This window comes from Acidiphilium rubrum, from assembly GCF_900156265.1.
Taxonomy (GTDB): Bacteria; Pseudomonadota; Alphaproteobacteria; order Acetobacterales; family Acetobacteraceae; genus Acidiphilium; species Acidiphilium rubrum.
Genome location: NZ_FTNE01000034.1, coordinates 1 through 25,658, shown reverse-complemented (window position 1 = coordinate 25,658; position 25,658 = coordinate 1). Strand labels below are relative to the sequence as shown.

Sequence of the window (25,658 nt, the reverse complement as noted above, 5' to 3'; positions counted from 1 at the left end):
CGCACCGTCGAAGCCGCAACCCCAACCCGGATGCCCACTTGCCGGGTCGACAGACCCGCCATTCTCAGCCGTACAATCTCGCGCACATCGCGCATCGCTATCCGCTCCACTGGCATTCATCTGCTCCCTTGATCAGCCAAAGGGAGTGAACCTGAACCAACCAGCAGAGACCTCAATCCGGCCCCTCCTCGAACCCGCCCACATGGGCGAATTAAAGTCGGAACGGGTGGGCGAATTAACGTCGGAATGGGTGGGCGAATAGATCCCGGAATGCCGGGCGAGTTACTCCCGGAATGGTGGGCGAATTGACCCCGGAATCAGCAATCACCGCCGTCACCCAAATTCCATCATAGCTCTGGATGTTATTATCTCCACTTCTCCCAATATGTTTTTCACCGTCACCCTGCCGGTCACGCTGTGGTTTCTCGACAAGGGCAAAGCCAAGGGCAAACGCGCCGATGAGGTGCTGTTCATCGACGCAAGGCATATTTTCCGCCAGCTCAGCCGTGCGCACCGCGACTATACGCCAGAGCAGATCGAGCGCTTAGCCAACATAGTCCGGCTGTGGCGGGGTGAGGCAATGGAGAACGAGGCAGGTAGTGCCGCGGAACTAAAAGACCATTTTGGTTCTGGCGGATACAAAGACATCCCCGGCCTGTGCAAGGCGGTTAGCCGAGCGGGCATCGCCGCGCAGGATTGGAGCCTGAATCCTGGCCGCTATGTAGGAGTGGCGGCTGGTGAGGCGCAAACGGACGAAGATTTTTGCATAAAACTGGAAGGCCTGCAGGAAGAGCTGGACGTGCTGAACGCCGAGGCTGCGAGGTTGCAGGCTGTGATCGCGCAGAATGTGGCTGAGATATTGGCGGCATGACCAGTTGGACCGAAGTTGAGCTAGGCTCGCACATCAACGCTTTAACAGGCTTTCCGTTCAAAAGCGCTCGATTCATTGATGAGAATGCTAACGCCATCCGTCTTCTGCGTGGCGATAATGTCGCGCAGGGCTCGCTCAGATGGGAAGGAGTCAAGTGCTGGCCTCGATCGGATACTGGAGATTATGATAAATACGAACTTTGCGAAAACGACGTAATCTTGGCTATGGATCGCCCGTGGATAGAGGCCGGCCTTAAATTCGCTTACGTTCGCAAGGCCGACTTACCATCCCTTCTGGTTCAGCGAGTAACCAGAATGCGAGGCACAGCAACTCTGGATGTGCAATTTTTGCGCTACATCATTGGCTCGCCGTCATTCACTGCGCATGTAAAAAGCATCACAACAGGAGTGAATGTACCGCACATTAGCGGCAAGGATATCAGCAAGTATCGCTTTTTCCTGCCACCGATCGAAACCCAGCGCCGTATTGCCTCCATCCTTGGGGCGTATGACGATCTGATCGAGGCAAACCGCCAGCGAGTAAAACTGCTGGAGGAGATGGCGCGCGGCCTGTTCGAGGAATGGTTCGTCCGCTTCCGCTTCCCCGGCCATGAGAACGTCCCAATCCTCGACACCCCCAACGGCATGCTACCGGAAGGGTGGAGATGGGGAACCGCGAGTGATTTGATCGAATTTGATCCACGCACACGTGTTCCAAATGAAGGTCTAAAACCTTTCATTCCAATGGGGTATCTTGATACTCAGACCTCATTAATTGCACCTCCCGAGCGCCGCGAGGGGAACTCCGGAGCCAAATTCAAGAATGGAGACACGCTCTTTGCTCGTATCACCCCTTGTTTGGAAAACGGAAAAACCGGTCTTGTGCGTGACTTGAACTCCAATGGAAATGTCGGATTTGGTTCAACGGAATTTATTGTCATGAGAGGAGCGCGGGCAGGGGCTGCATTCACATATTGCCTGTCTCGCCTGAACTCATTCCGAAATCATGCTCGAGGCTCAATGTCTGGCGCAACTGGACGTCAGCGGGCAAGAACAGATAGCCTAGCAAATTATGTGATGGCCATTCCCGCGACCGACGAACCATTCAAAAAGTTTGAGAAAGCAGCAGGCCCTATGCTTGATCTTGTGGGTAGCCTCGGCGCAAGCTGCGAACGCCTCGCCGCCTCCCGCGACCTCTTGCTTCCCCGGCTCATCTCCGGCCAACTCTTGGTAGAGGCAGCAGAGCAACAACTGGCGGCGGAATAGGGGAGCAAAAGTATGGCTAAATCGCTCACCGGCACCGTCGCCTCCGAAGCGGACAGCGTTGAAAAGCCCGCCCTCAAGCTGCTCGCCGAGCTGGGCTGGTCGCCGCTGAATTTGCACGATGAACAATACGGTCCGCAAAACCCCACCGGGCGAACCAGTTTCCACCAAGTTTACCTACCCGCCCGGCTGCGTGCAGCCTTAAAAAAGCTGAATCCCGGCTTGCCTGACGAGGCTCTGCGCCAGGCCGAAGCCACCCTGACCGCTGACCGCTCCGCCCTGTTGCCGGTGCGAGCCAACCACGAGGTTTTGCGCCTCGTCGTCGAGGGCGTGCCCGTGCAGATCAAACGTTCTGAGCAAAAATTCGAGGATGTGTCGGTGCGCGTGATTGACTGGCGCGAGGTGCAAAACAATGATTTTTGTGCGGCCAGCCAGGTCTGGATCGACGGTGTACTGCATCGGCGCAGGCCGGATACGATAGGTTTCGTCAACGGACTGCCGCTGCTGCTGGCCGAATGGAAAGCACCCACCAAACCGCTGGCCGACGCATACGAGGACAATCTACGCGACTATAAAGACACCATCCCGCAGCTTTTCGTGGCTAACGGATTTGTGATCCTCTCCAACGGCATCGACACGGTGATGGGCGCTGGCCACTCGCCCTATGACCTGTTCGCACCCTGGAAACGGTTGGAAGAAAACACACCCGAGGACGCCAGCCTGGAGACCATGCTCCGCGCCACCTGCAACCCGGTGCGGTTCTTAGACCTGATCGAGAATTTTATCCTCTTCGATGAAACCCGCGATGGCTTGCGAAAGGTAATCGGCAAATACCACCAAGTTCTGGGGGTGAACCGTGCCATCCAGGCTGTCCAGGAGATTAGCGAAAACCAAGGCCGGCTTGGCGTGTTCTGGCACACGCAAGGCTCGGGCAAGAGCCTCTCAATGGTGATGTTCGCCGAAAAAGTATTGCGGCGGCTGGGCGGTAATTACAGCTTTGTGGTGGTTACAGACCGAAGCGAGTTGGACGACCAGATCGCCGGGCAATTCGCCTCAGCCGGGGCGCTGACCAAGAAGCTCCATGAAGCGCAGGCGCAATCGCGCGAGCATCTGAAAACCTTGCTGGCGGGCAACGAGCGTTACGTTTTCACCCTCATCCAGAAATTCTCGACTGCCGATAATGAGTCGATGCCGCTACTCTCCGAGCGGTCAGACATCATCGTCATCACCGACGAGGCGCACCGCAGCCAATACGACCAGCTGGCGCTGAACATGCGCACAGCACTGCCCAACGCCGCCTTCATCGGCTTCACCGGCACACCCTTGATCAAAGGCGAGGACAGTCGCACCAGGGAAGTGTTCGGCGATTACATCTCGGTCTATGATTTCGCACAATCCGTCCGCGACGGCGCGACCGTGCCGCTCTTCTACGAAGCCCGCAAACCCGAGCTGCAACTAGACGCGCAAAGCCTGCGCGAAGAGCTGGACGCGCTTGCCGATGACGCCAATCTCGACGACGCGCAGGAGGAAAAACTCCGGCGCGAATTCGCCCGGCAATATACGCTGATTACCAACCCCAACCGGTTGGACAAAGTCGCCGAGGACGTGGCGCTGCATTTCGCAATGCGCGGCTATCGCGGCAAGGCTATGTTCGTCGCAATCGACAAGGCCACCGCTGTGGCGATGCACGACCGGGTGAAGGCGGCCATTGCCCGGTTGATCGCCAGCGACGAGGCGCGGATGAAAACCACCTATGAGGCGGAGGGGGCCGTTATCTTAGAGCGGTTGGCGTGGCTGCGCGAGCTGGATATGGCGGTGGTGGTTAGCCAGGGGCAGAATGAGATTGATGATCTACGCAAGAAGGGGCTGGACATAACCCCGCACCGTGCGCGGCTGCAGAGGGAAGACCTGGAACAGAAGTTCAAGGACCCGAAAGATCCGTTGCGCCTTGTGTTTGTCTGCGCCATGTGGATCACGGGTTTCGATGTGCCCTCGATTAGCACCGTCTACCTCGACAAGCCGATGAAGAACCACACGTTGATGCAGACGATCGCCCGTGCCAACCGCCTGGCAACAGGGAAAAGCTCGGGTGTGATCGTCGATTATGTGGGGGTGTTTAACAACCTACAAAAGGCGCTGGCTGTTTATGCGGGAGGCAGCGGCGAGGGCGGCAAGGGCGAAACGCCGATCAAGGACAAGGCCGAGCTGATCGGGTTACTGGAAACGGCGCTGAGCGAAGTAATGAGCTTTGCGGAATCCCACGGCGCATATCCCAGCGCCATACTGGCCGCCGACCACTTAATGCGGTTGAAACTCATCAGCCAGGGTGTTGAGGCTCTGCTTGCCCCAGACGATCGGCGCCGCGCGTTCCTCCGGTTGGCCGGAAACGTCACTAATGCTTACAAGGCGCTGCTGCCCGATGAGCGCGCCGCGCCGTATTTGAAGCAGGTGGCCGTGATCCATACGTTGGCCGATAGCGTACGTGCCAAGTTGGGACCGGTTGATATCTCCACCATTTCAGTAAAGATCGCAACTTTACTTGATGAAAAACTGGAGGGAGTCGCGATCCTCACCCCGATCATTGAGGGAGATACGGCGCACGGTCGTGTTGACCTCTCAGGGATAGATTTTGAGAAACTGGGCAGCCTGTTCCAAACCAGCCCAAGGGTCGCCACCGAACGGTTGCGCGAGATGGCCGCCGAAAAAGTCCAGGAGATGGCCGGGCGCAACCCCACCCGCGTGCATCTGGTGGAGAAATTAGAGCAACTCGTCGCCGCGTATAACGCGGGCTCGGTTGATGCCGAGCGTTTTTTCGCTGAGTTACGTTCGTTCATCGAGGGCCTGGACGAGGAAGAGCAGCGGGCTGCCAAGGAGGGATTGTCCGAAGATGAGCTGGCAATCTTTGACCTACTAACGACCCCGGAGCCAAAACTGACCAAGGCGCAGGAAGTCGAGGTCAAAGCCGTCGCTCGCCACTTGCTCTCACGGCTACATGAATTGGTCGACGGGTTGAACTGGACAGGAAACCAGCAAACCCGCGGCGCCGTATGGAATGAGATTAGGGTCAAACTGAATGACTTGCCTGAATCGCCTTACCCGCAACAACTATGGGACGAGAAGGTGAACCAAATTTGGGATTTCGTATTGCAGCGCTACGACGGGGAGGACAGTCGAATCTGAAAATTTGCTTTCTGCTCGAAACCGGAGATCAGATCGTGGCTTAAGCTACTCTGCGCGCATCAGGCGCATTTACCAAATTTCCGTTATTGCGCTGAAGCTGCCGTTGGCGGTTTCGTCGGCGTACCGCCGGGTTGGGTGGACAAGAGACTGTCGGCTTTCCGACGGGGTCAACCACAATTAGACATTGGTCGTGCCGTACTATCGGATCGAAATCAGAACGGCCTCAGTAGGTGTAGGTGCTCGCAAACGGAGCGCATTCCTGCTCAGATTAGCTGCCAATGGGGCGAGCGTTGTGCTCACATTATCTGCCACTGTGCTCGCCATCATCGCGCCGTGCTCGCCAACATTGGCTGCTACCAATAAGCGCAGGGGTTCGATGTTGGGGTCAGTGGTTCTCGGTAACGAAAGTTTCTGACGATCCCGGCCAAGCACGAGCCCCGATGATTGCGAGCGCCTACAGATAATGCGGCGCATACTGCTCGGCAGGAAGGAAATCGGGTGAGGCAGAGATGATGAGGTCGGTTGTCATGGCGCCATCCTTTCCCTCGCCGTCCTGACTAGCTCGTCGTATGCAGTGCAAACTTTGTCCGCGGCGTCGCGAAGCATCATAACTGTTGTGGTGTAGCGTTTTGGGTCGGTTTCCTCCCACTCCATCGGAACAGTCCGATACGGGGGGTTATGCTTGGTCGGTCTCGTATTCTCGGCGAGTAGCGATCGGAATGTGTCGTATTCCGCGATGAATCTCTGTCGCAATGTCTCTAGGTCAAGGTCAATGAATTCGTGTTCCGCACCATTCGTGCACTGCAAATAGTTATCGATCTCGTCTAACTCTCGCCAGTGGAATGACTGGCTGCCAAAACACGTTCGCCGCAAAAAATCCGCTGTACGAGACCTATTCATCATGTCCACGAGCTCGCTGAACATCACCCGATCGGTTTCACGAACAGTGCTCCGTGGATAACTGTTCGAGGTATGATGACCGTCGGCGATGGCCTGATATAGCTTTGCCCGAGCCTTCTTGATGATCTGCGGTGTATAATTCCGGTGCTGACTTGTTCTTGAATCGTACTGGCTGTGATGATCCAGACAAAGAAACGCAAGGTTATCTTCGACGCAGTTCGCCCGGTCGTGATCGAGATGAACAATCTGACCGCGCTTCTCGTTTAGATTGCCATTCAAACGAAAACACAACGCGCAACGATATCGGCTCTGATCGAGGACGTACAGCTCTGTCGCCGAGGGAATTGTTTTGCGGGCAGGTTTCGCCATCAGGACATCGGTACCTATGAGTGTGTTAAAGGACGTTATCACACTCTTATGGACTCCAAAACTCTTGGGCGAGAATTTGGTTGTGGTTGGCGATGGTGAGTACATGGAGGGCAATTCCGTAGTATATAGCTCTCGTTTATCACGCATCCACCGTGTCCGGAATAGGACCCTTTTCCGGACGTCGCCGAACGGATGTTATAGAAATCAATGTGCCGTATCCGGTTCAAGATTGTTGCGCCGGCCGATTTCGACCACCAGCATGCCATTCCAGCGATTTAAGACGGTGTAAATTGCGGACAATTAAATGTTCCAATCGTCATGCTGGATCACAATCCTATAACCGTCAGGGTCTTCGAACGTTCGTCCACACCGATCCCAGTACGGGTTGAACGCCGGGACGGGCATGAACCCGGCCGCAACCATTCGGGCTATCGCCGCTTTCCACTCCCCCGGATCAGGCTGGTAGAAGATCAGAAGATTATCCTGTGTTGGAGCGCGACCGGAGGCATGGCCGTGGACGCGGGTAAACTCAAAGTGATAAGGCGCGCCCCTCCGACCAAACATGATGCCGTCAAAGCCTTCGTGGCTCTCGAAGCGGAACAGGAGATCGAGGCCGAGGCCGTCCTGATAGAACGGAATCAATCCATCAATGTCATCCGTAGGTCGAGCAACGCGGAGCTTGGTAACGGGGGGCATAGAGCCAACCTAAGCACAGCACGGGCCGACTGCAATCGACCTCAAGTCGGCCGGTCGTTGGCTCATCAAGCCATCCTGAAAGCCGTCGTTCATTGGCGCAGACTGTCGGGCGGGCAGGCGGCCATTGGAACGCCAGTCGGCGCCGGAACGAGGCGGACCGCCATTTTATCCTCTTGTGTTCATAGTCCACAAAGCCACCAATCACGCGCCGCGAGGTCCCGCTGTTCCGTCATCTCGTTGATCTCCGGCGTGTTCTCGGTTTGCAAGGGATCATCTGCGCGGCCGATGTCGTCGCCTGCGGAACTCGATGGGAATTGCCTCACTCTGCACGTCGGATCGGGCACCAGATTGCCGGCCTTCCCATTCGTCCGGCGACCGTCTAAACCTATGGTATGAGCGCAGTAGATCAGGGAATCGGAGAGGATGAGCGACCCCTGGTTGTCGTCCCCGACGCAAATGTCCTGATCCATGGCAAGGCTCTTGTCGATCTTCCTTGGGTCGAGCTCGGTCGATCTCAAGTCGAAGTGGTCTTTGTGCCTCCGGTGATCCGTGAGCTCGACAAGCTGAAGACGCAAACGGGGCGGCAGAACAGGATCGCCCGACAGCTGAGCAGTGAGATTCGAACGCTAATTACAGGGTCGGATCGTCGAGCACAAATTCGACGGGCGGATCCTACTGTAGCCAAGCGGGTCGAGCTGCGCCCCGTAATGGAGGTGCTCCATCCTGCGCTACGCCTCGAACATGCTGATCAAGCTTTGATCAACTACGCGCTCTGGCTACGGGGGGAGGGCAACGATGTCCTTTTGCTCACCGATGACACAATCTGCGGGACGACGGCTTCGGAGTTCGGACTTTCGGTGCACTTTTTGCCAGAGCAGTGGCTACGCCAGCCCGAACCGGACGAGAGCGCGAAGGAGAATGCCAGGCTGAAGGCCGAAGTTCAGCGCCTGAGCGCCGCCGAGCCGAAAGTGGAGCTGGGCTTTCGCAGTGCAGAGGGAGAGCTGTTGACGGAACTCCAGGAAAGACTGACTCACTGGCCTGCTTTAAGCGAAGCTGAGATCGACGAGTTGATAGCTGACGTCCAGCGGCTTTGTCCGCAGGCTACGTCATTCGAGCGCGCGCAACCTCGAGCGACGGACGCGCTCCTCGACCGGTTCGAACGCGTCTCGCAACTTTCGGTCTTTGGTCGTCTATCTGTATACGAACCGGCGAACGAAGAGGAAATCAATCGCTACAAGACGGAGGACTATCCGAATTGGCTAGCGTCGGTTCGATTGTTGCTTGCATCCATGCACGATAGGCTCGGGGCACAAAAGGAATGGCCGCTTGTGGTAGCCATCGCCACGAACGCCGGAACCCGTCCGGCGGTGGGGGCCCTTCTGACCATTCGGTCTCAAGGCGCGATCGCACTCCTAAACGATGCAGACCTTGACGAGGATGAAGATAACGAAGAGCAGGGATGCGCCAAGACTGCGGCTTTTGAGCTTCCGCTACCGCCGCCGCCACCGCGCGGTCGGACCAAAACCGTCGACGCAGCCGGTATGTACCGTGGAACTGGTGACCTATTCGGTGTGTCCCGCGGCTTGAACGCGAGTGCCTTCGCGACAGCAAGTGCGGTCCCTCGTTACCTTCGGGATTTTTCTTCCCCCAAGGTTAGAGAGTCGGACGCATTCTATTGGCGTGTTGGACGGCGTGACTGGGTTGAAACCATGGAGCTCGAATGCGCCAGCTGGCGTCATGGACAAGACCCGCTAAAATTTGCGCTCAAGGTCAGACCGAATGAGCAGGTCGCAACCTCGGCCGCAATCGAGATTTGCGTCAACGTGCACAATATCGCCGACGCATGCATGGCAAGATTGCCTGTTCGGTTCCACTATGAGAACGGCCCTACATTGGACAAAGGTCGTGCTCTTGTTGATCTTCTAGGCCGGTCAGCACGCGCGCGCGAAAGAGCGCGCGTATAGGTCGATGCTGAAGCGTTGTTTGCTCTCCCCCATTCCCTTAACGGCCATCAAGTGATGATCCAAGATATCGGGGGGGGGGGCGAACGTCGGCTTTTATCCCGGAGCAGATCGAAAGCCGCCTGTCAGCTCTCCACCCATTGCGGACGAGGCGGTGCATATTTCACAAATGATGCGTTACAATCAAAATGCGGGCTTAAATTGGAACGTGCTGGTGCGTATGTCCGGTGCAGATCAAACCCTGATTCGCTCAACCTCGTCGAGGCTGATGTCGTCCTGTCGGCGATCATAAAGCTGCGTGGTTCGGGTGCTCGCATGGTTGGCCATAGCCGCAGCACTTTCCAGTGTTCCGCCATTTTTAAGATAGGCCGTGATTCCCGTCGCCCGAAAACTATGGTTCCCCACCTTGGTCTCGATCCCGGCCGCCGTGGCGCGCCGGCCAATCATCGCATAGGCATTTGCCTGGGGGAGGGGCGTCTTGGTTAAGCGCCCGGTGCCTCGGCCAATTGTCCGAAACAACGGCCCCTTGGGATCGTCGGCCAAGCCAGCGCGCTCGATGTAGGCGACCAGATAGGCTTCAAGGTTATGATGGCATGGCATTTCATGGTGTTTGCCCCCTTTCTCACGGAGACGGACCCAAAGCCGGCGCTTCTGGGTAAAGACATCTTCGACCTGCATCGCCAGCGCGGCACCGATCCGAGCGAACGAATACACCATCAGCGCGATCAGCGCCCGGTCGCGCAGCCCCGCTGGCGTTGTGATGTCAATGCTGTCCAGCAGCGCGCGCGCCTCGGCCGGTTCCAGCACCGGGGTTTTCCCCTTCCTGGCGCTATGCAAGGGACCCCGAACGGATGCAGCCGGATTGGTCGGCACGATCTGGCCGGTCACCAGCCAGTCAAACAGGTGCCGGATCGCCGCCAGGCGCAACTTCGCCGTCGGCGCCGACATCTCGCGGGTTTGCAGCTCGACCCAACTCGCGACGTGCAGCGGCTGGACCGCGGAGATCGATACAACGCAATGCTCGCCGCACCAGGTGAGGAAGTCCGTGATGGCGCGGCCGTAGGCGCGGCGGGTGTGCGGGTTGCGGATGGTCGACGCGAAGAACTCAAGAAAGCGGATGCTGGCATGCTCCCCGCCGGCCGTAACGAGTGCAGGGAGCGCCGGCGGGCTGAGAACCACGAGCGCGTTCATGCTTGCTGTACGGTCGCCGGTATGAGGAGTTTCTTGAGGAAGAACCGGCTATGACCAGGCGGAAAATCCTCCAGCATTCCAAATACGGTGTAGCCGAGCCGCTCATAGAAGCCACGCGCCTGAAAGCTAAACGTGTCCAGCCAGGCGCGATGGCATCCGCGTCGAACCGCCTCGTCCTCAGCCTGGCGCATAAGTTCACGACCGATTCCGCTGCTGCGTATGGCCTCAGGCACAACCAGGTACTCGATGTGGAGATAATCCCAACCGGTATGACCCCAGAGGCCGCCCATTATTTCGGTGGCACCGGGCAGCGTAAGGGTCAGGACGAGGTGGCAGAAATTGTCGTCACTGCCCGATCGCGCGACGTTAAAGCTGAACAGCGGCGCACCGATCGCGGCGCGCACGTCCGGATCGGGTTTGTCGCTCATAGTGATGGTTGGCGTCATCAGGCCCTCCCTTGGTCGTGGAATGCTCTATCCCGATCGTTTCTCCATCTGCAATATATCTGATAAAGGACATTATCATATATGTATGTCATTAAATCAGTTCTATTGACACCAATTGTTTTGTGGATATATTGGTTTCATGAACACCAATATATCTGTCAGCACATCCCTTGCCGCCGAAATCGCCGGTATTGGCTATGAGGGGTTCCGAACCTGGCTCAAGCGCGGACTGCTCAAGGCAACCGGAATTTTACCTGGTTTCTACGCGCCAGACGCACCCGCAGAGATCGCAGACGCAAAACGCTGGCGATGGGCGGCCTTTGGATATGCAGACCTCTGCTCATTCCGCTTGGCAAAAAACCTTCTGGACGCGGGCTTGCCCTGGGACACAGTCAACCCAATCGTCAGCGATTATACCCTTTGGCAAAGTCATCAGGCCGATGATTCCGATGGCCGGCATCTCGTAATCCATGCAGGTGGCACCGAATGGGGTATTTACACAACAAAATCCCTTATTGACCAACTGGATTCCGAAACGAGGAAGCGGGATTGGGCAATATTGATCGACTTGAGAGACCTCCGAAAAGACGTAGTGCTCCGTTGTCGCGCAGCGTCCCTCAAGGCTGTCGCAACCGACCTAGTTCAGACCTCGCATATTTTTGCCCGGTCTGGGGCAAATCTCCTGCCCCCCCAAGAGGTGGGGGAGCGCAAACATGCAATCGAGCAACTCGCCGGTGAGATCGACGTGCTTGCAACCGAGGCCGCTCAAGGGGGTGGGTCATACGCAAAATTTGAGGTGATCTTGCGTCATCTGCACGCCCTTGGAAAATTTACGGAGGGCCCTGCGGTCTCTGCGGTCGCCGCCTCATTCGCTCTTAGAGTTTGATAACTGAAATGGCTTTCTGACGTATCTTTCGGATCGTATAAGTCACTGATTTTAATGCGGTCCACCCACTTTCCAAAGTCTTGATTTTAGATCATTTGCCGTCTAATCGGCCGCATCTCGTTCGCCGCTCAGGTCGCGAACGACTGCGCGTAGAACTTCGGCGATAGGCCGGTGGCCCGCTTAAAGCCGGTGCTGAAAGCGCTGACAGATTGATACCCGGCGATTTCGGCAATTTCGGTCATCGGCAGGTTCGATGACACCAAAGCCTCCTTGGCGAGCGTTATGCGCCAATTGGCGAGGTAATCGATCGGCGGCATGCCAATGATGTCCGTGAAGCGGGCTGCGAAGGCAGATCGCGACATGCCGACGGCGTTGGCGAGCGTCGAAACCGTCCATGGACGCTTTGCGTCCTCGTGCATGATGCGTAGCGCCTTGCCGACCTTTGTGTCCGCCAGGCCCGCTAACAGACCCCGATCCGAACCGGGGACAGTGTCTGACCGATGCCGCAGCGCCTCGATCAGCAAGACCTCAAGCAACCGATCAAGCACGAGCGACCGGCCGGGGCGATCGCCCACGGCCTCCTCCCCCACGGCCGTCAGCAGTGCGCCAAGACGGCCAAGCAGCGGATCAGTCCCGCGGACATGGGCGACCGGCAGCATGAGGCTCGCGACAAGGTCTGCATTGGCCGGGGCGAAGGCGAAGGCCCCGGCAATAAAACACGTGACTGTCGGGTTTGGCCGCGTGGTGACCAGCAAGCCTGGATCGTCAATCAAGGCCTTGTAATCGACTGGAGGACCACCCGCGCCGCCCGTCATTGTCCAGGGCGGTGGTGCCGGCATCAACAGGAAATCGCCGGCGGCCATGTCGAGACCGGCACCGTCATCGCGCTCAACACGACCCGCGCCCTCGATCATCTGGCCAAAGACAACGACGGTCGACGGCAGAAAGCGGATCGTCCAATCATCGTGCGCTTCGACAAGGTACCAGAAGACAGCCTGCGGCTTCAGCAGAGCAATCACTTGCGAAAACGGATCCATTATGGACTCCTGATAAACAAAATTGGACTTCTTATTATATCACATCCAGATGTCTTTCGGTAAAAAAAAGTCGCCGGTGAATGCGTCGCCGGACGATCCAGTCCCGCCAATCCAGGCGGCTTTCCAAACACAAGAGGAGCATATCATGCGTGTATTTGTCACTGGAGCGACCGGCTTCGTCGGGTCCGCCGTTGTCAAGGAACTGATCGGCGCGGGCCATTCTGTGACGGCGCTCGCCCGATCCGAAGAAAAGGCCAAGGCGTTGCGCGCCAAGGGCATCGAGCCACATCTCGGCGATATTGATAATCTGGAAAGCCTCCGCAATGCTGCTGCGGCAGCGGACGGTGTGATCCATCTCGCCTTTATGCACGGCCTCTCGCAGGTTCCGTTGCGGAAGCGTTTGCACATCCTGCTCGGCGGCCTGCCAACCGGCATCGTCTCACGCTTCATGGCAGTTTCGGCTGAAGCGGACAAGCATGCGATCGAGACACTCGGTGCGGCCCTGAAGGGATCGGGCCGGCCGCTGGTGACGACCTTCGGCACGATCGGACTGTCCAGCGACACAAGGCGGGCTTCCCGGCTCGGCACGGAAAACGATGTGCCCCCATCCGACTCGCCCGGCATCGCCCGCGCACGCACGGAGGAGACTGTGGAGGTGTCAGTTTCCCTTAAAGAGTAGATTCTGCGGAAGGCGGCGCCGATTTCCCTTAAACTGTAGACTCTATGGTTGATTTCGCAGAAACCATCAGTGCGAACTTTATTAACTGCTGGGTTGGCGTTTACCGTCAAGCAATGCAATTCGTGACCGTTCCGGCCACTGACAGCTGCGCTGAACCAGTTCCTGCGCATCAGATTCGCTGAGAATAAAGAGTAGGAAAGCGAGTTCGTTATCCGACGAGACACGCGGCAAGCACAATCCGAACGGCAAGGTGTCGCCGCTAGCGATGGCCGTGGCTGATGCCATCATCGAGTGACGGACATGAACGCCGAAACGTGTGTAATCCGCTGGTACCACTGAACGACGCCGCGCTAAATGCCATTCGCTATCAAAGACATGAAAAGCGAATGCCTCATAGGCGAGACGTTCCGGAAAGGCTCGATCGGCCCTGGTTAACGCCCATAAAACGTCTTCAATCGTAAGCGCCAGCCTGACTGCGTCGTCAGATGCGCCTCGCTTACCGCGATTCGGATCTGCCGCCAGGATGTTCTGGACCTGCAGCAATTGCTCATTCAACTGACCGATCGCGCCGGCGTCTGGCTGCGACACTGGCCACGGGCAGGCCGCTAAAGTGTGAGGTCCGGCGCACGTGGCTTGCTGCACGCGAGGGTGACGCTTGAAGAAATCCTCCCATCCAGGACCAACGCCTCCCTCGCGGACCTCGATCAGCCGAACCGAATGCCGGGAACACATGGTGCGACAGGCCAAAACCCACTCTCGCCGCATCCACGAGAAACCCCGTGTCGCTTTCTGTTCCTCCAAGCACCACGAGCACGCCGCTGGTCGCAAGGGGGCCGATAAACTGAACGAGAAAACGCCTCGCTCTCGAGCAAGGCCATTCATAGCCCAAGGATAGGCTGACAATATCGTGCGCGCAGTAAGTGTGTTTACGGTGATGTTGAGTAGGAACGCCATTTGAGCGACCGGCGCACCAGCCAGACCAATGTCAACCGCTGCGAGATCGATTTTGCTTGGCTCCAGGCCGTTCTCGGAGAGCAATCCGGCAACAGAGTGTCCATAAAAGCGCGCGACACGAGCGAGCCACGAGGAGATGAGTTCATCTTCCTCATAAGGCGGAACAATCGGAAGCGCTACCGGTTCGACAGCGACTTTGCGCCGCTGGCTCAGGACGCGAACTCCGGGCGGCGACGTTCCATGGAGAGTAGTGGCGCACGTTTAGGCAGTGCGTCGAAGCTGGTAACTTCGATGCACTCCGTTCCCCGTTGGATTGCATCAATTGCCAGCCATTCGAGCAGCCGGACAATCCGGACGGTGACTCCGTCGGACAGCTTCAGGATGGCCAAACGTATCTTCTCGTGATCGAGGTCCGATGGATTGCGCAACGGGAGGATAGCGGCAAAACTTGCCAGCAGGCGGCGGAACTCCAGGCCATTGGTCCAGCGGGGCAACTCCACGGATTCGAAACGGTCTGCCAGTCCATTGTCCGTCAACAGCGCTCGCCGAGCCTCCGGCGTTCCAGCGCACACGAGCGGCATTTCCAGATCATTGGCCAACAAGCGGATCACATTGAGGAAAATGCGCTGCTGCCGATCACCGCCGACCAGGAGAGCGTGGATTTCATCGATAACGAGTATTCGGGCGCCGATGATCTTGAGCGCCTCACGCGCCATGCGACGTGCCCGTGTCCTGCTGACTTCTCCCACTAGTGGCAACCCCATCGCGCCAAGAAGTTCCTCATAGAAGGGCACCTCGGTCGGTTCAGGCGGCAACTGCATCAGGACAACCGGAGTTTGGGTGACACCGACCCTTGGGTCGGCGATTTTGGGGTGGTCCCGATGGAATTTCTTCAGGATCATTGTCTTTCCCATGCCGGTCCGGCCATGAATTAGCAAGCAGGGCATACGGTTGCGCTGCGGATAGGTGAGCAGGTCGGTCATGCATGCCAAGGCCAACTCGGCGTTAGGATGGTTGATCCATCGCTCGGCGCGGATCCACTGGATACGGTCTGCGTCAGGCAGGTCCGCAACAGCTCGGTGCTCGATTGCAAGATGTTGATAGTCGGTCACGACCACTCCTCCACGGCAAACGGGGTAATCGGACTGATGTTGTCCTCGGCACCTTCTATGTCTGCCGATCTTTCGACCGGGGCAGCCGCCGAAGCTTCCGCTTCGCGCAGCCCGCGCCGCGCACGATCGAGATCGCGCCGAGCCCCTTTGCTCTTTAGGGTAGCCTGCTCGATCAGTTCACGTTGCCGGTCCAACGCCTCGAAAACCTTGCTTTGTGTAAGCCGTTTGTGACCGGCATCCAGCAGCTGTCGGCGCACTGCGTTGATCTCGGATAGCGTGACAGCAGGTAAGCGGCGGTCGCTATAGGGAATTGGCCAATACGCACCATCGTTATCACGCAAATAGACTTGCGACATGTCGCGCGGGTCATATCGAATCAGGAATTTTTGGCGTGGCCTGGACAAGAAAGTTGAGATGACGGCGTCAGAGTAAGTGACGTTGAACAGCGAGACGCCGCCGCGTTGAACACTTCGCTTCCGGAACGGCAAGAAATCAAGATAAAACTTGTCCGCATTTGGCGCGGTTCTCAACGGTCGGCTCGCCTGCGCTACTGCCTCGGTCCACGCCGTAATCGGTGCTTTGCCAAGCGCCCGATGCACTGAGTGGTGATAGACACCAGCGATCTGATGCACGAGCCAGGTTTCGAGTTCCCCCATCGTCATCACGGCTGCTGCCTCCGAATCGTAAGCCCCGCGCTGTATGGTGTTGCTGGACGTGGAGCCTGGCAGCAGATGCACAGCCCCCATCATCGTTCCGATCAGCCTTTCGATGTGCCCGCCCCAGTGAGGTTGCGCAGGCGGCCGGTGATCGACCTTGATCCCATATTGCTGAACCCCTCGTGAAAGCGCTTGCGAATGAAATTCCTTTGCATTATCGAGATGAATACGATCCGGAATGCCATACATTGGCCACGCAACGTCCACTCTCCTGCCCCGCAAATATCTGTCTTTCGGGAGAACAACGTGGCTCAATACCAACGCAACCGCGAGCGCCGAGGGTCGTTCGAGACTCAGGTAAAACCCGGCAACCGCCCGCGTGGCAACGTCGATCGCCAACGTCAGCCATGGACGGCCAATGGGCAGCCGGCTCCCCTCGGCCACCACAATGACGTCGGTCAGGGTATGGTCAATCTGCACAAGTGCAAACGGGCCGTCGGATACCAAGTGACCGGCGACCCTCGCCGTCACGGCACGAGCGCGCGCCACGCCCTCTCGCTTTTTAAGCACGTCCCGTATTTTGCGAGCCCTCACCCGTGCAAGAACCGCCTTGTATGTCGGCGCCTTGAGCGATTTTCGAGCACAACGCCGCGCGACTTCCTGCACCAGGGCGGCCATCGTCGGACGTTCCGGTGTCAGATAAAACTCGTCTATCGCCGCTTCAACGACAGCGTCGACTGCCGGATCAAGGAACCTGCGCCCACACACGCGGCCACGTGATTGCGGCATTAGCCGCGTAACGGTCGGGTTCTCACGGTAACGCCGAAGCAGCCGATAGCAATAGGCTCGGCTGATACCGAGTTCCCACGCGGCCGCCTCAATCGACTTCTTGTCGGTACGCTCCGCAGTGGCTAGAGCCGCCACGACCTTGAGACGCTGCTGCCCAAGCGCCCAAACGCGGGTGTCATAGTCGTGAAGGTCCGTTAACCGAGACAATGAGACGCCTCCTTCCACGAAAGTGAGTCTACTGTCTACGGGATAAGTCTACACATCAAGGGAAATTTCGCCGTATCGCCACCCAGCAAAATCAACGAAATGCCCCTTCCAGAATCTACTCTTTAAGGGAAACTGACACTTGCGAACGAGTCTGGGCAGAAAACCGCCGGCAATTCTTTGCCTCCGGTGAATCAGCGTCCGCTGTGTCCCGACGTTCTGCTGTGCCTCGCGCTTCACCGCCGCCTCAGCATATCCCAGTGTCGGTATCTTCGGCACAGCACGCGGCCGCCGCCGATGTGGCCCCGCCAAGTAACGTCCGGTCGTCATCAGCGCCATCGCGGAAGGCCCCGCCTCAGCCAACAGAACGACCATTTGCAATAAGCCGACCTGATCCCGCCGCCGCGCCAGGAGAAAAATAGCGTCATGGGCGGCGCCGGGGTCATTGACCAGTTCCTCAACGTCTTTACCCAGTACATCGATAGCGGCTTTGGGCTGCTCAAGCCCCAGATGGCCTATCTCGCCACCACGCTGATCGTGATTGACGTGACGCTCGCGGCTTTGTTCTGGTCCTGGGGGAGTGACGAGGACATCATTGGCCGCCTGGTCAGGAAAACTCTGTTCGTCGGCGTCTTCGCCTATCTGATCGGCAACTGGACGACACTTGCCCGCATCGTCTTCCAGAGCTTCGCCGGTCTTGGCCTGCTGGCCTCCGGCACCGGCCTCTCCGAAGCCTCGTTCCTGGAGCCTGGCCGCATCGCCGCGGTTGGCTTTGATGCCGGCAAGCCGATCCTCGCCTCGATTTCCGGCTTGATGGGCTATGTCAGCTTCTTCGAGAACTTCATTCAGATCATCGTGCTGCTGTTTGCCTGGATCGTGGTGATCCTCGCCTTCTTCATCCTGGCGATCCAGCTCTTCGTGACGCTAATCGAGTTCAAGCTGACGACGCTCGCCGGCTTCGTGCTGATCCCGTTCGGCCTGTTCGGCAAGACAGCCTTTGCCGCCGAGCGGGTGCTCGGCAATGTCGTCTCCTCCGGCATCAAGGTGCTGGTGCTCGCCGTTGTCGTCGGCATCGGCTCGACGCTGTTCTCGCAGTTCACTGCCGGCTTCGGCAACGCGCAGCCGACGATCGAGGATGCGATGTCGCTGGTACTGGCGGCGCTTTCGCTGCTCGGGCTTGGTATCTTCTGTCCCGGCATCGCCAATGGCCTGGTCTCCGGCGGCCCGCAGCTTGGCGCGGGCGCCGCCGTGGCCACAGCCGCCGCCGGTGCCGGCATTATCGCCACAGGGGCGGCGGGCGTGGGCATGGCGGCGGGCGGGATTGGCGCCGCTGCCGGTGCCGCCGGTGGCGTTGCCCGTGGCGGTGCGGCCCTCGCAGGCGGCGCGTCGGCTGCCTATGGCGCCGGTGGCGCCTCTGGCGTCATCACCACCGGCGCCGCCAAGACAGCTTCGGCGGTCACCAGCCCGCTGCGCCGCGGCGCAGCCAGCCTCGCCAGCAGCTTTGACGCGGGTGGCAAGGCCGTGACGGGAAGTGGCTCCGCGTCCGGGGGTGAGGCCGGTGCCAGCGGTACGGCCCAGCCGAGCGGATCGGTCAATGACCCGCCCGCTTGGGCGAAACGCATGCAACGCGGCCAGGTGATGAGCCGGGGCGTGTCCGCAGCGACCCATGCCGTTAAATCCGGCGATGCTCATGGCGGCGGTCATTCCGTTGATCTTTCCGAAGGGGAATAGCAGCATGTTCAAGCGCCCTTCCGTGCGATACGGACGCACACCCGAGCCAGCGACGCCCTACCAGAAGGCGGCGCAGGTCTGGGACGAGCGGATCGGCTCCGCCCGCGTCCAGGCGAAGAACTGGCGCCTGATGGCCTTCGGCTCGCTGATCCTCGCGAGCGGCCTCGCCGGCGGGCTGGTATGGCAGTCGGCGCGCGGCACCATTACGCCCTGGGTCGTGCAGGTTGATCATCTGGGCCAGCCTCAGGCGGTGGGACCCGCCACCACCGATTATCAGCCAACCGATCCTGAGATCGCGTATGATCTGGCACAGTTCATCGAAAACGTGCGCGGCCTGCCGGATGATCCTGTAGTGCTTCGCCGGGACTGGCTACGCGCCTATGACTTTACCACCAACCACGGCGCGGCGGCACTGAACAATTATGCCCGCGTCAATGACCCGTTTGCCAAACTTGGCAAGGCGCAGGTCTCGGTCGAGGTTTCCTCCGTCATCCGCGCCTCGCCCAATTCCTTCCGCGTTGCCTGGATTGAGCGGCATTACGAGAATGACCAGCTTGCCGCGACGGTGCGCTGGACCGCCATCCTCACCGTCGTGATCGAGACCCCGCACACTGCCGGCCAGCTGCGCAAGAACCCGCTCGGCATCTATGTCGATGCGATCAGCTGGTCAAAGGAGTTCGGCAAATGAGCGCCCCGCATTCCAACAAAATTGCGCCGCCGGTTTCTAACAATGCGGCTTTTCTGAAGGGCACTATAGTCATTCCGCCGGTTCCAGTAAAACCCGCTCATCCGCGATTCCGGAGCTTTGGTGTTTTGGCTTTGCTGCTTTCCGCAAGCGGACTTGCCGGCTGCACCACGCCACAAAAGCCGCCGGCGATTACCTACGACAACACGTTGCGTCCAGCTGCCTTGCAGCCTGATCCGCCCAAGCCGGTGCGGATCGTCGAGATGCCCACGCCGTTGCCACTGCCTGGCCAGCTCAGGAAATTACCGAAGGAACATTCACCGCCGCCTGAACCGCGCAATCCAAAGGTACGCGTTGCAATTGCCGATGCCGCGGCCCGCGTACAGCCAACCCGCGACGGCTATATCAACGCCGTGCAGGTCTATCCGTATTCCGCTGGCGCGCTCTATCAGGTCTATACCGCGCCGGGCGAGGTGACCGACATCGAGCTGGAGCCAGGCGAGCGGTTGACCGGTTCCGGCCCGGTCGCCGCTGGTGACACGGTACGCTGGATCATCGGCGACACCGAGAGCGGCAGCGGCGCTGCACAGCGTGTGCATATCCTGGTCAAGCCGACCCGGCCCGGCCTCACGACCAACCTCGTGATTAACACTGACCGCCGGACCTATCTGCTGGAGCTGCATTCCGACCGGCACACCTACATGGCCTCGGTGTCCTGGCAGTATCCAGAAGACGCGTTGATCGCGTTGCGGGGCGAGAACGCAGCAGCCAATGCGGCGGCACCCATTAGTGCCGGCGTCGACGTCACACGGCTTCACTTCCGCTACCGCATCACCGGCGATAACCCACCCTGGCGGCCGCTCACCGCCTTTGATGATGGCGCGAAAGTTTATATCGAGATGCCGCCCGGCATTGCCCAAGGCGACATGCCGCCGCTGTTCATCATCGGACCGCAAGGTGATGGCCAGCTGGTCAACTACCGTGTTCACGGCAACTACTACATTGTCGACCGGCTGTTTGCCGCCGCTGAGCTGCGGCTCGGCGGCAAGCATCAGCAGGTGCGGATCGTGCGGACCGATGGAAGGCCGCGATGAGCGGCGCTTCTGATGCCGAGCCACAGGCGGCAGGACATCCGGGACCAGAGCAATATCCCGGATCAGATGGCGAACCGCCCCAATCCCGCAATGAGCCGGGCGCGCCCTTCCGCTTGCGCGCCGAGCGCCCGCGCGTCATGCGGCTTTCGCGCAAGGTGCTCACGGGCGGTTCCGCTGTCGCCATCATCGCAATCACTGGTGCCGTGGTATGGGCATTGCAGGGCAACCATGGCCGCCAGACGCCGCCGCAGGAACTCTACGACACGGATCATCGCACAACCGCAGGCGGCCTTGCCAATCTCCCGAAGGATTATACGGGTCTGCCGAGGCAGGTGCCGCCACTTGGTCCGCCATTGCCTGGCGATCTCGGTCCGCTAATGCTCAATGCGCATACCGCCAGGTCTACAAGCACGGGCAAGGCCAATCCGGAAGCCCAGCGTCTTGCCCAGGAACGCGAGGCGGCTCTAACCAGCCGGCTCTTCGTCCATACCGATGTTCAGCAGCATTCTGGAATGCAGATACAGGCCGCCGCGCCTGCCACCGAGCCGGCACCGCAAGATGGGCCGGCACTGCAAGATGGGCCGGCACTGCAAGATGGGCCGGCACTGCAAGATGAGAGTGCCCCGACATCGGCCAACACAGCCTTCATGCCGGACGGGCAGGACCAGAAGCAGGCCTTTATCAGCGGTGTGGCCGATCAGCGCATCGTCAGTCTGAACCGGCTGGTGGCACCTGCCTCGCCCTACGTGGTGCAGGCGGGCGCCATCATTCCCGCCGCGTTGATCACCGGCATCCGCTCTGACCTGCCTGGCCGGATCACCGCCCAGGTGACGCAGGATGTCTATGACAGCCCGACCGGGGACTTCCTGCTCATCCCGCAAGGTGCGCGCTTGATTGGCCGATACGACAGCCAGATCGCCTTCGGGCAGTCCCGCGTGCTGCTGGTCTGGACCCGGCTGCTCATGCCGAACGGCAAGTCCATCGTGCTGGACCGTCTGCAAGGCATCGACACCGCTGGCTATTCGGGGCTGGAGGATGGTGTCGATAATCACTGGGGCGGGCTGTTCAGGGCGGCGATGCTATCGACGCTGCTCAGCGTCGGCACCCAGGCCGGCACCAGCAACAACGCGAACGATCTGATCCAGGCGATCCGCAGCGGCGCCTCAAACAGTTTCAACCAAACCGGCCAGCAGATCGTCCAGCGCGATCTCCGCATCCAGCCGACGCTCACCATCCGGCGAGGCTTTCCGGTGGATGTCATGGTCAACCGCGACCTGGTGCTGGCGCCTTACAAAGGATGAGCGAGAGCAAAGGACAAGATCGATGGCAAAGCTAAGACTCGGTGCGCTTGCCGATGATAAACCCGTCAAGCTCACCGTGGAGTTGCCGGCTGCCGTGCACCGAGACCTTGTCGCTTACGCGGCAGCACTGGCCCAGGAAACCGGGCAGCCTGTCCATGATCCGGTCAAGCTTATCGCGCCGATGCTGGCGCGGTTCATCGCCGGCGACCGCGGCTTTGCCAAAGCACGGAGGATTACGAAGCAAGGTTCGGCGCCTTCGGCGTCCGCAGCCCCTGCGACATCAACCGCGCCAGACTGAGGAAGCGCCGCAATGCTGGATTGTCGTTCCCCGGCAACCAAATGGCGCTATAGGGCAGCACATCTTCCGGCATAGTGAGTGGCCGGAACACCACGTCCGGATAGCGGGTTCCGGTGGCACCTTCGCTGACGAGGCTCAATCCAAAGCCGAGGGCGACCAGGTGCATCAGGGTTTCCCGAGATACGTCATGGTGTTCGACCGCAGGGCTATGGCCAAGGTTCGCCGAGCGCCGCACGATGTAGTCATGGATCTCAGGGCCGGGTGCATCACGGCTGACGATGAAATGCTCGTCCTTCAGGGCGTTCCAGCCGACGGATGTGCTGCCAGCCAGAACGTGACTCTCCGGCAGAACAGCATGGACCCGCGCCTCCCACAATAGGAGAGTATCGCAGCGCAGCGGCGCAGACCTTCCGGTGACGAACGCGACATCGACCTGGCGCTCCGTGATCCGCGCGATGTGCTCGCTTGCTGAACCTTCAGTGACGTCTATCAAAATGGCCGGATGGGATTCATGAAACGCCCGCAGCAGTTCACGCACGAAACCTGTCGATACCGATGACATGATCCCGATCCGGATTACGCCTTCAATACCGCGCCCCGCGCTGGCCGCGCCCTTCACCGCATGATCAATCTCGGCAAGGCCTGATCGCGCCGTTTCCAGAAACCGCCGGCCAGCTTCGGTCAGCCGGACGCCTATGACATCGCGTTCAAACAGCGAGACGCCAAGCTGATCTTCCAACGCCCGCACCCGGCGGCTGACCGTCGATTGCCGGATGCCGAGAACCTTGGCCGCACGAGTGAAGCTAAGTTGCTCGGCAACCACAAGCGCCTGGGAAATCGACACGAGCTTGACCGCACCAGAAAATACAAGAGGAATAGCCTGGGGCGGAGTTTTGGGCAAAAAAGCTCCGATGCAATATTTACAAGCATCAGCTTTTGTACCGAACATGTTAATAGAAACTTAGCGCTCTTGGAGAGTTATATCTGGCGTGGGTTAAACATATGCACGACCGCCGTGCTTGCGGGCGGTACTGTTGATCGCAGACCCCACCCGCATCACGTCAATAGGCCAACGCGACTGGGCAGTGTGTTGATGTCAACGCGGGTTGGTATGAGTGCCCGGAAGATCCCTTTCATCCTGCGGCTTCGCGAGAACCAGCATGTCGTGCGCGAGGGCTTTGAGACCTGGACGATCGCCGGCATCGCACAGCGCCTAGGGAAGGGTCAGAAAATGATCCTCAAGGGCTGGTGCCGTCTGGGGCAAGGTGCTGGCGAAGGCTCGCCGCGCCTGCGGATCGTCGTGATGCGCTTGCCAACAAACGAGCTTCTGGCACTGGCTTGTTCCAGCAAGCCTCACCACGCGCTGGCCGGCTATCGCCAGAGGTGGACCATCGAGACCATGTTCGCAAATCTGAAAACCAAGGGCTTCAATCTGGAGGACACGCACATCACCGATCCCGGCAAGCTCTCCACCTTGCTGGCTGTGCTCCCCTCCGCTGGCTTTCCAGCAAGCTGCGCTTGCCGGAACCTTGGCCAGCTTCGCCCTGAGCGTGACGATCTGCGTCAAAACCGGCGTCGCGGCCGCTCGGCTCCATCCCAATCAAGAAACATGGCCGCAGAGCTTGGTCGCTCTTTGCGCTCGGCCTCGGCGCGCTCCATAAAATAGCGGCATCCGCAAATCCCGCCGAAATCACCAGCTTCCTTCAACAGCTTCTGTCGTCAAAACTGCCAGCTAATCAATTGAAATTAATGGGTGTCTGACACAGAGTCGAGTACGGTGGGGAAACTGACAGCAGGTCTTGTCATTCGGTAAAGGCTGTGCTGGCAGCGGAAAACAAAGAACCCAAAGAGGCGAAATCGTTATAATAATTACGGATCACGTATCTCTTCGTGTCGCCGGCTTGTCGCAGTTCTTGAAGTAGCGTCGCTGCGCAGAATACCGAGAAATGCGGCCACTGCGCGGGAGCGGTAGCGCTCGGCATGCTGAACGGCACAGAAGGCCCGTGGCGCCAGCGACACCGGCATCGCTTTCAGCGTCCCCGTCCGCAGCGCGCTGGCACAGACGCTTTTTGACAATATGGCTGCCCCCGCATCGGCGATAACTGCGGCGAGAACGGCCTCGTTGGACGGCAGTTCGATCACAATCCGCAACTTGTCGTAAGGCACGCCCAGTGTCTTGAGCCTTTGGATGAAAGCCGCGCGCGTTCCGGAACCGTCCTCCCGCAGAACCCAAGTACCCGCCGCCAGGTCTTCAACGCTGAACTTCTTCTGTCTTGCCCATGGATGCTTAGTGCTGACCACCATGACGAGTTGGTCTTGCGCGATCAGTTCGCTAACCAGTTGGGGATGGCTTGCCTCGCCTTCGGGTCCTTCGGTGAAGCCGAGTTCGACCTCACCATCGATGATGGCCTGTGCGACCTGCAACGAATTGCCGACCGACACCGCAAGCGCGAGGCCGGGATAGGATTTGTGGAACTCGACCAGCGGCTCCGGCAGGAAATGGCTGGCAATGGTCTGACTCGCCTTGATTTCGAGCCGCCCGCGCGTCAAGCCGGAAAACTCCCGCATCGCCAGCGCCGCCGCCTCCGCCCGGTTCAGCACGGCACGCGCCTCGGTGAGGAACAGCTTGCCGCCTTCCGTCAGCACGATGCCCCGCCCGACCCGGTGAAACAGCTTGGTGCCGAACTCCCGCTCAAGAGATGCGACCGCAGCGGAAACCGCGGATTGCGTCATGTCCATGGCCTCCGCGGCACGCGTGACATGCTCACGCTCGGCGACAGCCGTAAAAATTTGCAACTGATCAAGCGTCATTCGGTAGGCTTTCACATGTGGTTGAAATCATCCCCAACGAGAGGATCAAGCCGGACCCAGCGGCTTCTTATGTTCTGTTATAACGAATGGTTTGAGAAGTCCAATCATCTTTATTGATTCTTATCGTCCTCCTATATCGGTCTCACACAAGGACGCTAAGTCCTCCCCGACCCCCAACGAGGCCGAGGCTTTTTGAAGGATAATGACGATGTTTACGAAAACTCTGATGGCGGCGGTTGTGGTTGGTGTGTTCGGGCTGGGTGCGGTCGCCCATGCCGATCAGGGCATTGTGGTAATGCCGGCCAACCCGGTGGTTGCTCAAACCATGACGGCCGGCGGCGGCGAGCAGTATCCCAGCTTCGCCAATAACGGCACGCCGGTGGTCTCCGAGCGGGTAATCGCCAGCAACGGCGGGCAGAACTACCCGACCTTCGCCAACCCAACCAATGGCGGCACCAGGGCCGACTATGCGGCGCTCGGCACAGTCAATGGCGGCACCACTACACAATACGCGGCACTCACCGGCTTCAACCATAACGGCGGCT

23 protein-coding genes and 1 pseudogene are annotated in these 25,658 nt (G+C 59.1%); 13 read left to right on the top strand and 11 right to left on the bottom strand.

Annotation, left to right across the window (positions count from 1 at the left end; translation table 11 throughout):
* Positions 1–262 precede the first annotated feature (262 nt).
* From BW994_RS16780 to BW994_RS16770, 3 genes are read left to right on the top strand one after another with little or no spacing between them, the layout of a single operon-like run.
* Positions 263–871 (top strand): N-6 DNA methylase, encoded by a 609-nt coding sequence (locus tag BW994_RS16780; RefSeq protein WP_139334173.1) that lies wholly within the window; start codon positions 263–265, stop codon positions 869–871.
* Entirely contained in the window at positions 868–2,136 is a 1,269-nt protein-coding gene (locus BW994_RS16775; protein ID WP_076454739.1) for a restriction endonuclease subunit S, read from the top strand. Before BW994_RS16780 ends, BW994_RS16775 begins: the two co-directional genes overlap by 4 nt.
* Before the next feature lie 12 nt (positions 2,137–2,148).
* Positions 2,149–5,313 (top strand): type I restriction endonuclease subunit R, encoded by a 3,165-nt coding sequence (locus BW994_RS16770; protein ID WP_029313401.1) that lies wholly within the window; start codon positions 2,149–2,151, stop codon positions 5,311–5,313.
* Positions 5,314–5,838: 525 nt separating this feature from the next.
* On the opposite strand, the gene BW994_RS19370 is transcribed toward BW994_RS16770, so the two are convergent.
* Positions 5,839–6,582: a hypothetical protein gene (locus tag BW994_RS19370; protein ID WP_139334172.1), complete on the bottom strand. Its 744-nt coding sequence runs from the start codon at positions 6,580–6,582 to the stop codon at positions 5,839–5,841.
* Positions 6,583–6,882: 300 nt separating this feature from the next.
* The gene (locus BW994_RS16760) at positions 6,883–7,278 is read right to left on the bottom strand and encodes a VOC family protein (protein ID WP_029313404.1); all 396 of its coding nucleotides are present in this window, start codon (positions 7,276–7,278) and stop codon (positions 6,883–6,885) included.
* Between the two features lie 392 nt (positions 7,279–7,670).
* Between BW994_RS16760 and BW994_RS16755 the strand changes: the two genes are divergently transcribed.
* Positions 7,671–9,242, top strand: coding sequence for a PIN domain-containing protein (locus tag BW994_RS16755; RefSeq protein WP_076454737.1), 1,572 nt, complete (start codon positions 7,671–7,673; stop codon positions 9,240–9,242).
* A gap of 231 nt (positions 9,243–9,473) precedes the next feature.
* On the opposite strand, the gene BW994_RS16750 is transcribed toward BW994_RS16755, so the two are convergent.
* Entirely contained in the window at positions 9,474–10,430 is a 957-nt protein-coding gene (locus tag BW994_RS16750; RefSeq protein ID WP_029313409.1) for a tyrosine-type recombinase/integrase, read from the bottom strand.
* Positions 10,427–10,876 carry a GNAT family N-acetyltransferase gene (locus tag BW994_RS16745; RefSeq protein ID WP_029313410.1) on the bottom strand — a complete coding sequence of 150 codons (450 nt, stop codon included), beginning with the start codon at positions 10,874–10,876 and terminating at the stop codon, positions 10,427–10,429. The genes BW994_RS16750 and BW994_RS16745 overlap by 4 nt, the downstream gene beginning before the upstream one ends.
* A gap of 139 nt (positions 10,877–11,015) precedes the next feature.
* Between BW994_RS16745 and BW994_RS16740 the strand changes: the two genes are divergently transcribed.
* Positions 11,016–11,762 carry a hypothetical protein gene (locus BW994_RS16740; protein WP_029313411.1) on the top strand — a complete coding sequence of 249 codons (747 nt, stop codon included), beginning with the start codon at positions 11,016–11,018 and terminating at the stop codon, positions 11,760–11,762.
* Positions 11,763–11,890: 128 nt separating this feature from the next.
* On the opposite strand, the gene BW994_RS16735 is transcribed toward BW994_RS16740, so the two are convergent.
* On the bottom strand, positions 11,891–12,799 hold the full coding sequence (locus BW994_RS16735; RefSeq protein WP_051657585.1) for an AraC family transcriptional regulator: 909 nt from the start codon (positions 12,797–12,799) through the stop codon (positions 11,891–11,893).
* Positions 12,800–12,848: 49 nt separating this feature from the next.
* Here BW994_RS16735 and BW994_RS16730 point away from each other — a divergent pair, with 49 nt between their 5' ends.
* On the top strand, positions 12,849–13,478 hold the full coding sequence (locus BW994_RS16730) for an NAD-dependent epimerase/dehydratase family protein (protein ID WP_051657586.1): 630 nt from the start codon (positions 12,849–12,851) through the stop codon (positions 13,476–13,478).
* Between the two features lie 81 nt (positions 13,479–13,559).
* Here the strand turns inward: BW994_RS16730 and BW994_RS20295 are convergent, their stop codons facing one another.
* The 4 genes and pseudogenes from BW994_RS20295 to BW994_RS16715 all read right to left on the bottom strand — a co-directional run bounded on the left by BW994_RS20295 (position 13,560) and on the right by BW994_RS16715 (position 17,196).
* A complete protein-coding gene (locus tag BW994_RS20295) occupies positions 13,560–14,066 on the bottom strand; it encodes a hypothetical protein (protein WP_245801595.1) in 507 nt (168 codons plus the stop codon).
* 129 nt (positions 14,067–14,195) lie between these two features.
* Positions 14,196–14,600 (bottom strand): annotated as a pseudogene (locus BW994_RS20570) (TniQ family protein); the annotation flags it as partial.
* A 41-nt stretch (positions 14,601–14,641) separates the two neighbouring features.
* Complete coding sequence (locus BW994_RS16720) at positions 14,642–15,544, bottom strand: TniB family NTP-binding protein (RefSeq protein ID WP_211252809.1); 903 nt, start codon at positions 15,542–15,544, stop codon at positions 14,642–14,644.
* On the bottom strand, positions 15,541–17,196 hold the full coding sequence (locus tag BW994_RS16715) for a Mu transposase C-terminal domain-containing protein (protein ID WP_051657587.1): 1,656 nt from the start codon (positions 17,194–17,196) through the stop codon (positions 15,541–15,543). The genes BW994_RS16720 and BW994_RS16715 overlap by 4 nt, the downstream gene beginning before the upstream one ends.
* A gap of 423 nt (positions 17,197–17,619) precedes the next feature.
* On the opposite strand from BW994_RS16715, the gene trbL reads away from it, so the two are divergent.
* The 5 genes from trbL to BW994_RS16685 all read left to right on the top strand — a co-directional run bounded on the left by trbL (position 17,620) and on the right by BW994_RS16685 (position 22,302).
* Positions 17,620–18,924, top strand: coding sequence for a P-type conjugative transfer protein TrbL (gene trbL, locus BW994_RS16705; RefSeq protein WP_029313417.1), 1,305 nt, complete (start codon positions 17,620–17,622; stop codon positions 18,922–18,924).
* A gap of 4 nt (positions 18,925–18,928) precedes the next feature.
* Positions 18,929–19,612 carry a conjugal transfer protein TrbF gene (trbF, locus tag BW994_RS16700; RefSeq protein WP_029313418.1) on the top strand — a complete coding sequence of 228 codons (684 nt, stop codon included), beginning with the start codon at positions 18,929–18,931 and terminating at the stop codon, positions 19,610–19,612.
* Positions 19,609–20,703: a P-type conjugative transfer protein TrbG gene (gene trbG / locus BW994_RS16695; RefSeq protein WP_081849196.1), complete on the top strand. Its 1,095-nt coding sequence runs from the start codon at positions 19,609–19,611 to the stop codon at positions 20,701–20,703. The genes trbF and trbG overlap by 4 nt, the downstream gene beginning before the upstream one ends.
* 113 nt (positions 20,704–20,816) lie before the next feature.
* A complete protein-coding gene (locus BW994_RS16690) occupies positions 20,817–22,004 on the top strand; it encodes a TrbI/VirB10 family protein (RefSeq protein ID WP_051657591.1) in 1,188 nt (395 codons plus the stop codon).
* On the top strand, positions 21,958–22,302 hold the full coding sequence (locus BW994_RS16685) for a DUF2274 domain-containing protein (protein WP_456303725.1): 345 nt from the start codon (positions 21,958–21,960) through the stop codon (positions 22,300–22,302). Before BW994_RS16690 ends, BW994_RS16685 begins: the two co-directional genes overlap by 47 nt.
* Here BW994_RS16685 and BW994_RS16680 read toward each other — a convergent pair.
* Positions 22,238–23,251 carry a LysR family transcriptional regulator gene (locus BW994_RS16680; RefSeq protein ID WP_081849198.1) on the bottom strand — a complete coding sequence of 338 codons (1,014 nt, stop codon included), beginning with the start codon at positions 23,249–23,251 and terminating at the stop codon, positions 22,238–22,240. The two genes, BW994_RS16685 and BW994_RS16680, sit on opposite strands and share 65 nt — an antisense overlap.
* Positions 23,252–23,413: 162 nt before the next feature.
* Between BW994_RS16680 and BW994_RS20565 the strand changes: the two genes are divergently transcribed.
* On the top strand, positions 23,414–23,968 hold the full coding sequence (locus BW994_RS20565; protein WP_029313426.1) for a transposase: 555 nt from the start codon (positions 23,414–23,416) through the stop codon (positions 23,966–23,968).
* Positions 23,969–24,171: 203 nt separating this feature from the next.
* Here the strand turns inward: BW994_RS20565 and BW994_RS16670 are convergent, their stop codons facing one another.
* The gene (locus BW994_RS16670) at positions 24,172–25,113 is read right to left on the bottom strand and encodes a LysR family transcriptional regulator (protein WP_051657589.1); all 942 of its coding nucleotides are present in this window, start codon (positions 25,111–25,113) and stop codon (positions 24,172–24,174) included.
* 208 nt (positions 25,114–25,321) lie between these two features.
* On the opposite strand from BW994_RS16670, the gene BW994_RS16665 reads away from it, so the two are divergent.
* A partial coding sequence (locus BW994_RS16665; protein ID WP_139334170.1) for a hypothetical protein occupies positions 25,322–25,658 on the top strand: 337 nt, incomplete at its 3' end.

What these genes read in the sequence shown, in the direction of transcription:
- BW994_RS16775 (WP_076454739.1), top strand. Translation starts at nt 868, where the DNA reads ATGACCAGTTGGACCGAAGTTGAGCTAGGCTCGCACATCAACGCTTTA.
- BW994_RS16770 (WP_029313401.1), top strand. Translation starts at nt 2,149, where the DNA reads ATGGCTAAATCGCTCACCGGCACCGTCGCCTCCGAAGCGGACAGCGTT.
- BW994_RS19370 (WP_139334172.1), bottom strand. Translation starts at nt 6,582, where the DNA reads ATGGCGAAACCTGCCCGCAAAACAATTCCCTCGGCGACAGAGCTGTAC.
- BW994_RS16760 (WP_029313404.1), bottom strand. Translation starts at nt 7,278, where the DNA reads ATGCCCCCCGTTACCAAGCTCCGCGTTGCTCGACCTACGGATGACATT.
- BW994_RS16755 (WP_076454737.1), top strand. Translation starts at nt 7,671, where the DNA reads ATGAGCGCAGTAGATCAGGGAATCGGAGAGGATGAGCGACCCCTGGTT.
- BW994_RS16750 (WP_029313409.1), bottom strand. Translation starts at nt 10,430, where the DNA reads ATGAACGCGCTCGTGGTTCTCAGCCCGCCGGCGCTCCCTGCACTCGTT.
- BW994_RS16745 (WP_029313410.1), bottom strand. Translation starts at nt 10,876, where the DNA reads ATGACGCCAACCATCACTATGAGCGACAAACCCGATCCGGACGTGCGC.
- BW994_RS16740 (WP_029313411.1), top strand. Translation starts at nt 11,016, where the DNA reads ATGAACACCAATATATCTGTCAGCACATCCCTTGCCGCCGAAATCGCC.
- BW994_RS16735 (WP_051657585.1), bottom strand. Translation starts at nt 12,799, where the DNA reads ATGGATCCGTTTTCGCAAGTGATTGCTCTGCTGAAGCCGCAGGCTGTC.
- BW994_RS16730 (WP_051657586.1), top strand. Translation starts at nt 12,849, where the DNA reads ATGTCTTTCGGTAAAAAAAAGTCGCCGGTGAATGCGTCGCCGGACGAT.
- trbL (WP_029313417.1), top strand. Translation starts at nt 17,620, where the DNA reads ATGGGCGGCGCCGGGGTCATTGACCAGTTCCTCAACGTCTTTACCCAG.
- trbF (WP_029313418.1), top strand. Translation starts at nt 18,929, where the DNA reads ATGTTCAAGCGCCCTTCCGTGCGATACGGACGCACACCCGAGCCAGCG.
- trbG (WP_081849196.1), top strand. Translation starts at nt 19,609, where the DNA reads ATGAGCGCCCCGCATTCCAACAAAATTGCGCCGCCGGTTTCTAACAAT.
- BW994_RS16685 (WP_456303725.1), top strand. Translation starts at nt 21,958, where the DNA reads ATGTCATGGTCAACCGCGACCTGGTGCTGGCGCCTTACAAAGGATGAG.
- BW994_RS16680 (WP_081849198.1), bottom strand. Translation starts at nt 23,251, where the DNA reads ATGTTCGGTACAAAAGCTGATGCTTGTAAATATTGCATCGGAGCTTTT.
- BW994_RS20565 (WP_029313426.1), top strand. Translation starts at nt 23,414, where the DNA reads ATGAGTGCCCGGAAGATCCCTTTCATCCTGCGGCTTCGCGAGAACCAG.
- BW994_RS16670 (WP_051657589.1), bottom strand. Translation starts at nt 25,113, where the DNA reads ATGACGCTTGATCAGTTGCAAATTTTTACGGCTGTCGCCGAGCGTGAG.